Source organism: Grimontia celer (genome assembly GCF_900055185.1).
GTDB classification, from domain to species: Bacteria; Pseudomonadota; Gammaproteobacteria; order Enterobacterales; family Vibrionaceae; genus Enterovibrio; species Enterovibrio celer.
Genome location: NZ_FIZX01000002.1, coordinates 708109 through 721597, shown reverse-complemented (window position 1 = coordinate 721597; position 13489 = coordinate 708109). Strand labels below are relative to the sequence as shown.

General features: G+C 48.3%; 12 protein-coding genes. 7 read left to right on the top strand and 5 right to left on the bottom strand.

The genetic code is table 11. The features are described from left to right. The first annotated feature begins 15 nt into the window (after positions 1-15). Genes paaA through GCE9029_RS13405 form a run of 6 tightly spaced genes read left to right on the top strand, consistent with a single transcriptional unit; the run spans position 16 to position 5819 of the window. A complete protein-coding gene (gene paaA, locus GCE9029_RS13430; RefSeq protein WP_062663744.1) occupies positions 16-984 on the top strand; it encodes a 1,2-phenylacetyl-CoA epoxidase subunit PaaA in 969 nt (322 codons plus the stop codon). Between the two features lie 11 nt (positions 985-995). Continuing rightward, positions 996-1283 carry a 1,2-phenylacetyl-CoA epoxidase subunit PaaB gene (paaB, locus tag GCE9029_RS13425; protein WP_002538723.1) on the top strand — a complete coding sequence of 96 codons (288 nt, stop codon included), beginning with the start codon at positions 996-998 and terminating at the stop codon, positions 1281-1283. Positions 1284-1295: 12 nt separating this feature from the next. Then, on the top strand, positions 1296-2054 hold the full coding sequence (paaC, locus tag GCE9029_RS13420; RefSeq protein WP_062663743.1) for a 1,2-phenylacetyl-CoA epoxidase subunit PaaC: 759 nt from the start codon (positions 1296-1298) through the stop codon (positions 2052-2054). A gap of 3 nt (positions 2055-2057) precedes the next feature. Further along, positions 2058-2597, top strand: coding sequence for a 1,2-phenylacetyl-CoA epoxidase subunit PaaD (gene paaD / locus GCE9029_RS13415; RefSeq protein WP_062663742.1), 540 nt, complete (start codon positions 2058-2060; stop codon positions 2595-2597). A gap of 15 nt (positions 2598-2612) precedes the next feature. Continuing rightward, complete coding sequence (paaE, locus tag GCE9029_RS13410) at positions 2613-3710, top strand: 1,2-phenylacetyl-CoA epoxidase subunit PaaE (RefSeq protein WP_062663741.1); 1098 nt, start codon at positions 2613-2615, stop codon at positions 3708-3710. Between the two features lie 24 nt (positions 3711-3734). Then, positions 3735-5819: a 3-hydroxyacyl-CoA dehydrogenase NAD-binding domain-containing protein gene (locus tag GCE9029_RS13405; protein ID WP_062663740.1), complete on the top strand. Its 2085-nt coding sequence runs from the start codon at positions 3735-3737 to the stop codon at positions 5817-5819. Positions 5820-6008: 189 nt separating this feature from the next. On the opposite strand, the gene GCE9029_RS13400 is transcribed toward GCE9029_RS13405, so the two are convergent. The 4 genes from GCE9029_RS13400 to GCE9029_RS13385 all read right to left on the bottom strand — a co-directional run bounded on the left by GCE9029_RS13400 (position 6009) and on the right by GCE9029_RS13385 (position 10657). Then, positions 6009-7337 (bottom strand): outer membrane beta-barrel protein, encoded by a 1329-nt coding sequence (locus GCE9029_RS13400; RefSeq protein WP_231870100.1) that lies wholly within the window; start codon positions 7335-7337, stop codon positions 6009-6011. A gap of 215 nt (positions 7338-7552) precedes the next feature. Then, complete coding sequence (locus GCE9029_RS13395) at positions 7553-8572, bottom strand: phenylacetaldoxime dehydratase family protein (RefSeq protein WP_062663738.1); 1020 nt, start codon at positions 8570-8572, stop codon at positions 7553-7555. A gap of 50 nt (positions 8573-8622) precedes the next feature. Next, entirely contained in the window at positions 8623-9567 is a 945-nt protein-coding gene (locus GCE9029_RS25685) for a PD40 domain-containing protein (RefSeq protein ID WP_063856890.1), read from the bottom strand. Between the two features lie 13 nt (positions 9568-9580). Then, positions 9581-10657 carry a carbon-nitrogen hydrolase family protein gene (locus tag GCE9029_RS13385; protein WP_062663737.1) on the bottom strand — a complete coding sequence of 359 codons (1077 nt, stop codon included), beginning with the start codon at positions 10655-10657 and terminating at the stop codon, positions 9581-9583. A gap of 256 nt (positions 10658-10913) precedes the next feature. Here GCE9029_RS13385 and GCE9029_RS13380 point away from each other — a divergent pair, with 256 nt between their 5' ends. Continuing rightward, on the top strand, positions 10914-11876 hold the full coding sequence (locus GCE9029_RS13380; RefSeq protein ID WP_062663736.1) for an AraC-like ligand-binding domain-containing protein: 963 nt from the start codon (positions 10914-10916) through the stop codon (positions 11874-11876). 194 nt (positions 11877-12070) lie between these two features. Here the strand turns inward: GCE9029_RS13380 and GCE9029_RS13375 are convergent, their stop codons facing one another. Continuing rightward, positions 12071-13270 carry an acetate/propionate family kinase gene (locus GCE9029_RS13375; RefSeq protein ID WP_062663735.1) on the bottom strand — a complete coding sequence of 400 codons (1200 nt, stop codon included), beginning with the start codon at positions 13268-13270 and terminating at the stop codon, positions 12071-12073. Positions 13271-13489 lie beyond the last annotated feature (219 nt).

The window sequence follows — 13489 nt, the reverse complement described above, 5'->3', positions numbered from 1 at the left end:
AACGGAGCAATGATAATGAAAAAACTAAGACAGGAAGCCCAGGAAAAAGCACTGCTGGAAGCCTTTCAGCAAAAGATTGATCGTGAAGAAAAGATCGAACCAAAGGATTGGATGCCGGAAGCCTATCGCCAGAATCTGATCCGCCAGATTTCCCAACACGCGCATTCAGAGGTGATTGGTGAACAGCCAGAAGGCAACTGGATCACCCGCGCGCCATCACTGCGCCGCAAAGCCGTGCTGCTCGCCAAGGTGCAGGATGAAGCCGGTCACGGCTTGTATCTCTATAGCTCTGCAGAAACGCTCGGAATCAGCCGCGCAGAAATGATCGAAGCACTGCAAACCGGAAAAGCGAAATACGCCTCTATCTTCAATTACCCCACCCAGACCTGGGGCGACATTGGCGCTATTGGCTGGCTGGTTGATGGCGCAGCTATCTGTAATCAGGTTTCCTTACAGCGCACCTCATACGGCCCTTATTCCCGCGCCATGATCCGCATTTGTAAGGAAGAAAGTTTCCACCAGCGTCAGGGCTATCAAATCATGCTGGCACTCGCCAATGGCAGCGATGCGCAGCGCCAGATGGCACAAGATTCACTCAACCGCTTTTACTGGCCATCTCTGATGATGTTCGGCCCGCATGATGCAGAATCTGCGCACTCAGCACGTTCAATGCAATGGAAAATAAAACGCGAAACTAATGACAGTCTTCGTCAGAAGTTCATTGACCAGACTGTGCAGCAAATTGAGTTTCTTGGGTTGGAACACCCAGACAAAGCGATTAAATGGAATGAAGAACGCGACCATTACGACAGCGGCGAAATCGACTGGGAAGAATTCTACAACGTCATAAATGGCAACGGTCACTGCAACCGCCAGCGTATTCAGCATCACGTGAATGCCCACGAAGAAGGTGCTTGGGTGCGTGACGCGCAGAATGCTTACGCGGAAAAAGTCAAACAACGTCAACAACATGCTGTGGCTTAAGGAGAAGCGGTATGACTCTGGAAAATCTCGAACTGTTTGAAGTCTTTGTTCGCGGTAAGCGCGGCCTTGACCATAAACACGTTGGCAGCCTTCATGCGGAAGATGCCGCTCACGCATTGCAATATGCGCGAGACTGCTACACGCGCAGAAGTGAAGGTGTGAGTATTTGGGTGGTTCGCTCGGCTGATATTTCTGCCTCACAGGAAGATGACAACGAAGCTTTCTTCGACCCGTCAGACGACAAACCATACCGCCATGCCACCTATTACCCACTTCCGAAAGAAGTGGGCAACATGTAAGGAGGCTTGGAAATGGAACAACAACAAGATTTGCTCCGCTACGTGCTGAGCCTTGGCGATGACGCATTAACGCTCGGACACCGTTTGTCCGAGTGGGCGAGCAATGGGCCTTTTCTGGAAGAAGACATTGCACTGGGTAATGTCGCACTGGACTACATTGGCCGTGCACGCATGTTTTATGGCTACGCTTCAGAACTGACCAATGGCGACAAAAGCGAAGATGATTTTGCCTTTCTTCGGGGGGAGCGAGATTACATCAATCACCTCATCAACGAGCTTCCACGTGGTGACTTTGCGTTCACCATGGCAAGGCAACTTATCGTCGACATCTACAGCCAACTGTTTATGACCCAGTTGCTGGAATCCAGCGATCCAGTGTTGTCAGCAATTGCTCACAAGTCGATTAAAGAAACCCGTTACCACCTGATGCGCAGTAAGGACTGGGTCATCAAACTGGGGGACGGCACAGAAGAGAGCCACCAGCGCATGCAAATGGCCTTCAACGATTTATGGGGTTATATCCCAGAGATATTTGAGCCGGATGACACAGAGCAGCGATTGGTTGCCGCTGGCATAGCCGTGGATACTTCTGCTCTTAAAGCCAGTTTTGACGCCCAGTTAAGCCGCGTTTTGGAAGAAGCCACGCTTGAGGTTCCAGCTGATGAATGGGCAGTGCGTGGAGGCCGGAAAGGCTATCACACGGAACATCTCGGTCATTTGTTAGGCGTGATGCAAAGTGTACACCGCGCTTATCCCGGTTGTGAGTGGTGAGGTATGGAAACCATTCCAGTAACACCACATGCCCGGTTTGAGCGAGTGAAGATGCGGGCAGAATCTCCGCTGCCAGACGTTTGGCAGTTGCTGGACGAAATCGCTGACCCTGAAATCCCGGTGCTTTCTATTTGGGATATCGGGATCCTGCGTGATGTCAGCGAACAGGACGGTAAGCTCCTTGTCACCATCACCCCCACGTATTCCGGCTGCCCGGCGGTGGAGACGATCAAGGAAGATATCCTGGCTCTCCTGTCTGAAGCCGGTTATGGCAGCGTTGAAGTCAAAACCGTGCTTTTCCCTCCTTGGTCAACCGACGACATGTCAGAGTCTGGCCAACGAAAGCTGAGGGAATATGGTATTGCACCGCCCTCAGATGCACCTGATGGCTGCCTTCGACTGACTCCCAAGCAAGGAGTGCGCTGCCCTCACTGCGGTTCATCAAACACAACGAGGATCAGCGAATTCGGCTCAACAGCCTGTAAAGCGCTATTCCGTTGCGAGAGCTGTCATGAGCCTTTCGATTTCTTTAAATGCTTGTAGTAAAGGGAATTGACCATGAGTGAAACCAATTTCTATTCATTAAAAATAAAACATACGCAGCCCCAGACTGACTCTGCTTTATGCGTGACATTCGACATTCCCGACACGCTTAAAGAAACGTTTAGCTTTGTTCAAGGGCAGTTTCTGACATTGCGCGCCGACATAGATGGGGAAGAAGTTCGACGCGCGTACTCGATTTGTTCCGGTGCCGATGAAGGCGTATTGCAAGTCGCGATCAAACGCGTGGATGGCGGTAAGTTCTCCAACTTCGCCAATGACACGTTTGAGGCAGGTCTTACGGTTGATGTTATGCCGCCACAAGGCAGCTTCTATACGGAACTCGACGAATCCAACCAGCATCATTACATGTGCATCGCCGTCGGCAGCGGGATCACGCCGATTTTGTCGATCATCAAAACCGTACTTTCTCAGGAGCCCAATAGCCGTATCACCTTGATTTACGGCAATCGTCAGAGCAACACCATGATGTTCGCTGACACCCTGGGTTATCTGAAAAACCGCTACATGACCCGATTCAGTTGGATAAACATCATGAGCCAGGAAGATCAGGGCTCAGACCTGTTATCCGGCCACATTGACGTGAAGAAAGGTGCCGCACTGCAAAAACATCGCCTGATTGATATCAACAGCACCGACCATGCCTTTATCTGTGGCCCTGAATCCATGATGGCGGAAGTCTCCAGAGGGTTCCGTATTGAGGGGCTTTCTGATGACCAAATTCACTATGAGCTTTTCTCCTCGTCGTCTGAAGATGCGCAAGTTGCGCTGGAAAAAGCCAAACAGCGTGTCGCCAACTATGGCGAAGAAAAAATGAGCAAAGTGACCGTCACCGCTGATGGGCGCTCTATCACCTTCAAGCTGGCGACTGTGGGTGAAAACATTCTCGATGCAGGCATCGAGAATGGCATGTCACTCCCCTATTCATGCAAAGGCGGTGTTTGCTCCACCTGTAAAGCCAAGCTGGTGAAAGGAGAAGTCGAGATGGATATCAGCCACGGCCTTGAACAACACGAGATCGATGCGGGTTACATCCTGACCTGTCAGGCACACCCCCTTTCTGATGACGTCACCGTTGATTTCGACCAGCGATGATTTTGACCAATGTAAGGACACATTATGTTTCTTTCTGACACTGTTAACCTTGTCATTGAAGACGGGGTTGGCGTCATCCGGGTAAACAACCCACCGGTAAATGCCCTTTCCCATTCCGTTCGCTCTGGCATTTTGGCCGGACTGGAACAGGCAAATGCCAATCCAGATATTTCCGCCATTGTGATTGGCTGTGACGGCAACACCTTTATTGCCGGCGCTGATATCAAAGAGTTCGGCCAAATGCCCAAAACACCTCACCTTCCTGATGTGTTGCAGGCGATTCGAAACAGCGTGAAACCCGTGACGGCTGCACTTCATGGCACCGTGCTTGGCGGTGGTTTCGAATTGGCACTGTCATGTCATTACCGGGTTGCCATGATAGGCACAAAGGTTGGCTTGCCCGAAGTGAACCTCGGCCTTATACCGGGTGCCAGCGGCACTCAGCTTTTGCCCCGTTATGTAGGTGTAGAAAAGGCCCTTTCAATGATTACATCCGGTAAAATGGTATCGACAGATTCATTAACGGATCTTATCGATATGAAGGTCGATGACGGCAGGTTAGGACAAGCCTCTTCACCGCTACCCGAGCACGCCTCTCTGGTTAACCAAGCATCGATTCTTTTCTCCCAAAGCACAGCTAACGACGTCTTTGTTGCGCCGGACAAGCGGGATATTCCGGATTCTTTCGAAGAGAATATCTTCGAAAGCTGGCGTAAAAAACTCGCCCAAAAGGCCAAAGGTCAGCTCGCTCCTCAAAGAGCCATTGATGCCATTGAAGCTACCACTAAGCTTCCCTTTAACGAAGCCTTGGCACTGGAAAGAACCCTGTTTCTGGCCTGCCGGGATTCCGAACAATCCAGTGCGATGCGCTATGCCTTTTTTGCTGAAAAACAGGCTGCTTCCGGGCATGCCAAATCGACGTCTAGCGACGATATTCAATCGGTCGCCGTCATTGGTGCAGGCACTATGGGAGCTGGTATTGCCATCGCTTTTGCAAATAGTGGTTACAGCGTCACTTTAGTGGAAACCAATGAAGATCTGTGCGTCTTGGGTTTAGAGCGCATTCGTCACCAATATCAGAAAATGTATGATCAAGGCCGAGTGTCAGAAGCGCAAAAAGAGCATGCCCTCTCGCTGATTTCTGGCACCAGTGATTATGGCAACCTTGCTAATATTGATTTGGTGGTCGAAGCAGCATTTGAAAAAATGTCGGTGAAGAAGATCATTTTCTCTTCTTTAGATGCAGTCTGTAAGCCGTCGACCATCTTCGCGACCAATACCTCCTATCTGGACATTGATGAGATAGCCACCTCTACCACCCGACCCGAGCAAGTCATTGGCATGCACTTTTTCAGCCCCGCGAACGTGATGAAACTGGTTGAGGTGGTCAAAACCCGTTCGACATCCGAACAAGCTGTCAGTGCAGTCATGAAGACCGCCAAGCGATTGGGCAAAGTACCAGTTTGTGTTGGGGTTGGCTTTGGATTTGTTGGCAACCGGATGTATGCCGCTTACGGCCGGGAAGCCAATATGCTATTGCTGGAAGGTGCAAGCCCGGAACAAATAGATTCGGCGATGGAATCCTGGGGCATGGCGATGGGACCGTTGGCAGTGAACGACATGTCCGGTATCGATATCGCCTACAAAGCGCGCCGCGAGTACCCACCGATTTACGATGATCCCGCCTACTTTCTCGCAGCCGACACCATGGTTGAACATGGACGACTCGGCCGAAAAACGGGTGTGGGCTTTTACCGTTATGAAAATGGTAAGAAAACCAATGACCCAACGACAATGGCACTGATTGCTATTGAAGCAGAACGTTTAGGCATTGAAGCCAGAAGAATCAGTGATGAGGAAATTCAGAACAGACTGGTGCTTGCATTGGTCAACGAAGGAGCAAATTTACTAGAAAAAGGAATTGCCAGAAACAGTGAAGATATAGATACCATTTGGCTAAATGGCTACGGATTCCCCCGTTTTCGTGGTGGCCCTATGTATTACGCTAAAGCAACAGGAATAAATAACACTATTGAAAGTATCAATTATCTTTATCGTGAAACAAATAAAGCATGGTGGCAACCCTCTGAGAAACTAGAAACTATTTAAATTCATCTTACGCACTAATAACTCCATTTTCCCCGCATTAATTTGCGGGCTTTTTTATGCCTAAAAAAAGACCTTAACTAATGTTAAGGCCAAATACTAGGAGTGTAGCTAATATTCCGTACTAAATGCTAAGTACCAAGTGCTAAGGATTAACCAGTAAAAACTTTCCTATATTTTAAAACGGAAGGCTTAGAAATAAGCAACCGCATTGAGCAGTGCGATAAATTGATCATCTGATGTACCACCAGCAAACAGCCCCGCACCATTGCCTTTATAGGTGTCATAGCGAAGTTCAGGACGGATCTTGAAGTGTTGATTCACACTCCAGTCGAGATTTGTCGTCACGGAGTAAACGTCACCACCTGTTGCACCGACTGAACTCCACAGCACATTCGCTGCATTCTCATCATCAAACCATTCGGCACGGGCTGCGAAGAAGAGGTTATCGTCCAGTTTATATCTCGCGCCCAGATTCAACCCCATCCAGTCACTGTCTTTTGTGATAAATACAGGTGCCGCTGCTACATCGCCACCTTCCTGAAAGCCATAAACAAACTCTGCAGCCAACTGCAGGTCTGGATTGACAGTTTGGATCAGCGTGGTAGATGAGTGAAAACGGTCGAGCTTCTCATCGGTAGAGCTAACAGCAATGTAGGGTGAACCGCCTTTGGCAGCACCAAATGCATCGCCTTCGCCATCACCGTAGATAAACTCGAAATCTAACCAGGTTGCTAAATCCGGGCTACGCCAGCGCGCTGCACCGATAAAGGTTGGACGCTTTTCATCCCAGTTATTCCAGCCCGCCACCAGACCGGCATCAAAGCTCAAAAGCCCAAAGTCTTCATCCGTCGGTACTTTAATGCTGGCAAACGCACCAACGTGTTTTGAAGGGCCATGTTGCGTGGCGTAAGTGTGCGTGACAAACCAGTTAGGCGGCGTAAAAGGAGCACCGACTTCATTGCCGATGAAAGTGAAGAAGCTACCTACCATCAATGTCATACCATCTAATACTGGCAGGTATGCATCAATGTAAAACTGCGGAATGGCGAGTTTGTTGTCATCATCGTTATCGAAGGTGTAGTCGTCAATGCCTGCAGTACGAAAAAACTGAATATCCTGGCCGTACATGGCTGTCACGTTGAAATCAATTCGCGCTTCACCAACCGGACCTGGGAATGGTCCTACCCGACTCAAGACGTTCTGAGCCGGTGCAAAAGCACCAGTCGGTAAACAACCCATGCCCTTACACAACATTAAGCCGATTTGGTTTAGGCCTACACCGTCTTTCTGGTTTAAAAAGGCACCGTTGCTGATATTGCCATCGCCAATCGTGTCTGAAGCATGAAGTGCCGTCGCTTCTGCCCAGCCCGCGACAGTGATTTCATATTCATCTAGCGCGTTGTTTGTCGCTGCACGAAACAGCGAGCCGCCAGCAGGCTCAGCATTCGCCAACCCCACTGTAGGTACCATTAATGCCAAAGAGACTGAAAGTCCAAATATATTCCTTGTTAATCTCATACTGCTTTCCTTTTATGGTTTAATTGTCACATCTAACGGTGATAATTTTCCTTGATTTTTAAATTCATTTAATAGCCAACCAAAAGAATAAATAGACGAAACCAGTCCCCGTAAAAAACGGAGATTCATGGTATTTTTTATTATTTAAATAGAGTGGACACTGAGGCCTAATTGGACAATCCTCAAAATTAAGGAGAATTGTCCAATTTATACATCTATGACAATTTAACGCCTGATAATAAACCCGTTCCTTCAGTACAATTAATATATTCCCCATACTGAGAGCCAGCAGGTAATACAGATACTTCGTGCCAAAGTTGTAGCTGAAGATCAGGTCCATACTTGGGGGCAATTTCAAGGAAAGTATTAAAAATCGCCACATGAGTAGGATGGCTTTCAGACCATGCCTCTAAGTCTGACATCGTGCGGAAGAAGGCAAGACCAAACGTGCACTCCTGCTTACCTTTAAAGGGCAAAAACTGCGTCATATAACGGCAGCTATAACAATTGACCTCATCACCTTCATCACGCAGGAAATTCATACCCGCTTTAAGCACTGGTTCAATTTGATTTAGGTACTCTTCCCTTTGGGTTCCTGTAGTGTTACTCCAATCCTGACCAGATCGAATAATGCAAAGGTTCTCATGTGCACGAACCACAACACGATTTCCATGCTGTTCAATCACTTCCAACGTCTGATCCGCTTCAAAAGGGTTTTCAGCCGAGAGCGGAATACGATCCCGCATCCCTCCCCAATAGCCATGACGTTCAATAGGGCCTTCGATGTCCTTGCGTATCTGACTAAAGCCATGGTTGTGTAGCGGGCCAGAGAACAGGGTCTCAAGACGTTCAAAAGGTACATTGAACACCTCCCGGAAAATGCCGAACTCCCACTTATCATCTGAATACAGCTCCCAGAATAAGGTAACAGCATCGCTGTGAAGCCAATCTGCACAGGATTGCGCATCCATCCAATAGATAATCGCAATGGTTTGGCTGTACCCGTCTTTGTCTTCACAGGTTGCGAAATCACAGACATCCGCTTTTTGGGCAAGGCTATTCAGTGCACCGACAAACTCACTAATTTGAGCATCAGACTTGTGCTGACAGCCGATAATACACATGCTTACATGTTGTTGATTTTCAGAAAATACTGAACTCCATGCAGGTACAGGTGGCTCCCAACCCGGTGGCATCCTAAGTGGCAGTTTTCTACCCGTCGTATTCCTTGTCATTGCAACTACTCCTTTTGTAACCAAACAATCACTTCGCTGGTTATTTGCAATTAGTCGATTGATTTGGCTTGCCAGATATCCAGGCCGCCAAAACCTCCTTCGCGATCGGAGACGAAGTTGAGGATGCTCCCATCTTCAGTCGCAGATGGCATATGCTCTTCTGCAGCAGTGTTGATCGATCGGCCTAAGTTTGTTGGTTTAGCGAACTTGTCAGGGCCATTATCTCTGCTTGCGAAACGCCACAAATCACTACCGCCCTCACCACCAGACGGGTAGTTGGCCCAAAAGTAAGCATGGTCTGGATCAAGGTGTGCATCCATAAATGGGGTGCTCACGTCCATGACGATCACTTCCCTCTGTTGGTTCGAGTCTTTCTTTGCCAAATCAAACTCGACTTTTTTAAAGTCCAATGTCATGGGATCCGGGGTTGTAGAGGAGGTAAAATACAAAGTGCCATCTCTCCATATAGGACATGAGTCATGCCCTTCCCCATTGACGCCGCCATCTTCCAAACAACCCAAATGTGTTGATGGTCCCCAGCCTTGGTCATCGTTTACGTCTTTTCGATAACTGATGTAGAGATCAAGCTGGCCGCATCCGCCTGCTCGGTCACTCGCAAAGATCAGGTAGTGGCCATCAGGGGAGAGAGAGGCACTATGGTCACTGGCCGTTGAGTTCACCGTGTTAGGTAAGCGAACAGGCGGTTCCCAATCACTGTCCACACTCTTTCGATGACTGATATAAATGTCGTAGAGAGTCGCTCCTCCAGCTTCAGCCATTACCCAGTGGTCCTTAATGCTTGTTTTTGACAATCCTCCTGGACGGTTCGACCCAAACAAAAGCGTCAAACCATCAGGTTGCATTACAGCCCACCCATCGTGATATTCGGTGTTAATCGTTGAGCCCGCATTTTTCACTTGCCAGTCTTTCACTTCTGCCGCAGCACTTTCTAAGCTAAAGAGGCTCAAGGCACCCAGAAACAACTTCCATTTCATATTGGTTTCCCCTCTATTTTCCGCTCACAAGCGCCTTAGCTTTGTTAAACAAGCTAGCTCCTTGTTTTCCTTCTGTCCCCTCGTTATTACCCTCGATTTCTGGCAAGGACTGATTGAAGACTGCCTCAACATTCAAATCTCCGACTTCTACTACGGCATCTCTTTTTTTTCGGTCAATCAGTAACTGAGTGGCATCCTTTTTCGCATAGTGGCCCGCAGGGTCAGCGACGGCTTTGGCATAAGGGATCATGCTTAGATCAATATCTGCTATCACCAAACCCTCTTCCGTTTCTCCGATTTCAGAACCTATCGACTGCCCATCCGGTGCATAGATTTTGGTGTAACCACCACCGACCTGACACATGGCTTCTTTTTCGGGATCCCCCTGACAAAGCATTTCCTGCTGAGCTTTGCTAACGGTGGCGCACGGCGCGATGACGTAACAGCCACCTTCCACGGCATATATCATGCTGGCAGCATTGTTCACCGCATCACCAAGGGCATATGCCATTCCCCGATAAAGGGAGAAATTCGGCCATGCCGCACAGTGGATCTGTTCATTCTGTGCGTACATCGCATACTTAGAGAGTGGCTGTAGATGTTCCCAACAGGAAAGTTGTCCAACGCGGCCAATAGATGTTTCTTTTACCGCCAAGTCACTACCATCACCCTCGCCAAATACTGTACGTTCGACATGAGTGGGCTTGAGTTTTCTTCTACGGCTGATGATTTCGCCATCTTCCCCGTAATGCCATTGTGATATATATAAGCTACCGCCATCGCGCTCACTCACGCCGATAGAAACCTGAATATTGTTTCGACGCGCCGCTTCAGCAATTGCTTTATCTTCCTCACTACCTGCTTCAATGCTGTTGTCAAAATAGCGACCAACAAACTGCATTTGCCAAGCAACGGGGCCAAGCCAAATGTGGTTCGGGTAACCGGGAAGCCAGGTTTCTGGGAAGGCTACCAATTTGCACCCTTTGGAGGCAGCTTCTTCGATATACGCTTCAACGCGCTGTATCCCTTCAGCGAGATTTAAAAAAGACGGTGCTGCCTGTACCGCAGCGACTTTAAATACTTCCGACATCGCGCATTCTCCTTCTTAGCGTGTAGTCATGTGGTTTAGCCATCAAACTCATAAGTGGTGCCTGGCACGTGATGAAAACCAGGACCTTACGGCGGGGCTTTTAAAACACTAAGAGGCGAACAGGAGGATTGCTTGCGCAAGAGGGCGGCCCTATTTGTCGTAAAAGGCAGCGAGCGACCCGACTCATATTTGAGACAGTGTCAATTTTGGATTTGGTGTTACAACATAAAGGTAGGGATTAAATGAGAGAAGATGGATGAGTAGTACCTTCAAAAGGTTCACATACGACACAAACGATTGCCAACCAAGCGAAAAGTTCGCTTTTTGGCGGGAGTCGGTGTGTGATGCTTATGTCAATTTAGGTTGCGAAGCCCTATCCCGAAAAGACTTTAAGGGAAGAATTGAACTCTCCAAACATGACGTTATTGATCTTTCTTTTGTGTCTGGGTCGAAACATAAGGTCATCAGGCGCGCGGAAGACATTGGACGCGCTGCGGAAGCAGAATTCTTGTTAAGTATCCAACTCAATAACCGTTCTATTATCGAGCAATGTGGACGGGCAGCTCCGCTCTCTCGCTACGATTTTACTCTCTACAGCAGCACAGAAACCTACTCCATTGATCTCGAAGAAGATTTCAAACAGTTAGTCATCAAGTTTCCAAAGAAGGCACTATTGAGCCGGCTCCCCGATGCCAATATGCTCACGGCTATTCCGGTGAACGGCGCTTCGCAATTGGGCAGTTTAGTTGCTACCACGGCATTGAATATTTCTTCACTTATCGACAGCCAAACCACGGATTGTAAACTCCTGCTGCAAGAGACATTGATAGATTTGATTGCCACGTCGTTAGCACCGCTTCGAGGTTCACGTGTCGAATTGTCCCAACCTGAGCAGCAACTGCTGATCCGTGCCAAGTCTTTTATTCTCGCAAATCTGCAAGATGCCAGCCTTAACCGTGAAGACATTGCGAATAGCCTCGGGCTGTCAGTGCGTCGCCTTAGCGAAGTATTTACGAAAAATGGGGAAACGGTGTGTAGCTTTATCCGAGAGAGCAGAATGCAGAAAATCGCCAGTGACTTAGTGGACGAACGCTTTCAAAAAGCAGGTATAAGTGAAATCGCATTCAAGTGGGGGCAGAACAACCTGCAACATTTTTCTCGCACCTTTCGTGACCAGTTCGGTTGCTCTCCAAGAGATTACAGGCAAAGGAAACACTAACCAACTTAACATCAGAGTAAAATGCTTATCAGATTTCCCCAAGTCTTAGCCTTTTAAGTTCGAAAAATGACTGTAGTGAGAGACAAACTCCCATATTTTTCATAGTGCCATCTATAAACAGAAGACCAAAACCAAACAAAAAAAGCCGCTGACTCTCATCAGCGGCTTTTCGTATTCAATTCAGCTATCGAATATTAGTTTGCAAATTCAGCAGCTTGAGATGCAATCACGAATTCTTCGTTCGTTGGAATAACAATCGCCACCGCGCCCAGAAGCTCCGATTTCGCAATGATGCCGCCATTACCAAAACGTGCAGCTTCGTTACCTGCTTCGTCTTCAACAAAGCCCAAAAGCTTTAGGTTCTTGAGGATTTCACGACGGATAGGTAATGAGTTTTCGCCGATACCACCAGTAAAGATGATCGCGTCGATGCTATCAAGTGGGATCATGTACGAACCGATGTATTTGGCTACGCGGTAAGTGAACACCTCAAATGCCAACTTGGCACCTTCATGACCACTTTCCATTGCTTCCAGAATGCCACGTGCGTCAGATGTCAGGCCCGATACACCTAGGAAACCTGACTTCTTGTTCAGCGCTTCAAACACTTGTTCCTGGCTCCAGCCTTTCTTCAGCAGAAATTCGATGATACCTGGGTCCAAGTCACCACAACGGGTACCCATCATCAAACCAGACAGCGGAGTGAAGCCCATGGAAGTATCAACAGACTGGCCATTGCGAACGGCACACACAGACGCGCCATTGCCTAGGTGAACAGAAATGAAGTTTGCTTCTTCAACTTGTTTGCCCAGCTGTTTTGCTGCTTCGCGGGTAACAAAGTAGTGGCTGGTACCGTGGAAGCCGTAGCGACGAATACCATAGTCTGTGTAAAGCTCGTTAGAGATTGCACCGGTAAATGCTTTTTGCGGCATAGTTTGGTGGAAAGCTGTATCGAACACTGCCACCTGAGGCAATGCAGGGAAAGCTTTCATTGCAGCGCGGATACCCATCACGTTTGCTGGGTTGTGTAGCGGAGCCAAATCGCTCAACGCTTCAATTTCAGCCAACACGTCTTCATTCAGAAGCGTCGCATCAGCAAATTTTTCACCACCGTGAACGACACGGTGACCGATTGCAACCAGTTGGCTGCCAACATCCATGCTCTCCACCAGCTCAACAATAAGGCTTACTGCTTTCTCGTGATGGTTACCACCCTGCTCCAGCATGGCTTCTTGCTTGTCTTGACCTTCGCGTTTCCAGCTAATGCGCGCATCTTCAAGGCCGAAGCATTCGCCCAGACCAGACAGAATGGCTTCTCCGGTTTGTGCGTTCATCAATGCGAATTTAAGAGAGGAACTGCCCGCATTAAGGACAAGTACTAGTGAATTGCTCATGAAAAATCTCGTTGGCAAATGGGTGTAAGACTCGAATTCGAAAGCCCATTATTAAATTAATTTTGAACAATTCAACTTAAATTTGAATGAGGCGCGCTTTTTTGACTTTTTACTGTTTCAGATCAAAAACGGGCCGCTAACGCGCAGAAAGCCAGCACTTTAAGGAAATTTTGGCGGAACAAAAAAGGCTCCCTGATGAGGAGCCTTTTCTTCGAAGAA

What these genes read in the sequence shown, in the direction of transcription:
- paaC (WP_062663743.1), top strand. Translation starts at nt 1,296, where the DNA reads ATGGAACAACAACAAGATTTGCTCCGCTACGTGCTGAGCCTTGGCGAT.
- GCE9029_RS25685 (WP_063856890.1), bottom strand. Translation starts at nt 9,567, where the DNA reads ATGAAATGGAAGTTGTTTCTGGGTGCCTTGAGCCTCTTTAGCTTAGAA.
- paaB (WP_002538723.1), top strand. Translation starts at nt 996, where the DNA reads ATGACTCTGGAAAATCTCGAACTGTTTGAAGTCTTTGTTCGCGGTAAG.
- paaA (WP_062663744.1), top strand. Translation starts at nt 16, where the DNA reads ATGAAAAAACTAAGACAGGAAGCCCAGGAAAAAGCACTGCTGGAAGCC.
- GCE9029_RS13375 (WP_062663735.1), bottom strand. Translation starts at nt 13,270, where the DNA reads ATGAGCAATTCACTAGTACTTGTCCTTAATGCGGGCAGTTCCTCTCTT.
- paaE (WP_062663741.1), top strand. Translation starts at nt 2,613, where the DNA reads ATGAGTGAAACCAATTTCTATTCATTAAAAATAAAACATACGCAGCCC.
- GCE9029_RS13405 (WP_062663740.1), top strand. Translation starts at nt 3,735, where the DNA reads ATGTTTCTTTCTGACACTGTTAACCTTGTCATTGAAGACGGGGTTGGC.
- paaD (WP_062663742.1), top strand. Translation starts at nt 2,058, where the DNA reads ATGGAAACCATTCCAGTAACACCACATGCCCGGTTTGAGCGAGTGAAG.
- GCE9029_RS13385 (WP_062663737.1), bottom strand. Translation starts at nt 10,657, where the DNA reads ATGTCGGAAGTATTTAAAGTCGCTGCGGTACAGGCAGCACCGTCTTTT.
- GCE9029_RS13380 (WP_062663736.1), top strand. Translation starts at nt 10,914, where the DNA reads ATGAGTAGTACCTTCAAAAGGTTCACATACGACACAAACGATTGCCAA.
- GCE9029_RS13395 (WP_062663738.1), bottom strand. Translation starts at nt 8,572, where the DNA reads ATGACAAGGAATACGACGGGTAGAAAACTGCCACTTAGGATGCCACCG.
- GCE9029_RS13400 (WP_231870100.1), bottom strand. Translation starts at nt 7,337, where the DNA reads ATGAGATTAACAAGGAATATATTTGGACTTTCAGTCTCTTTGGCATTA.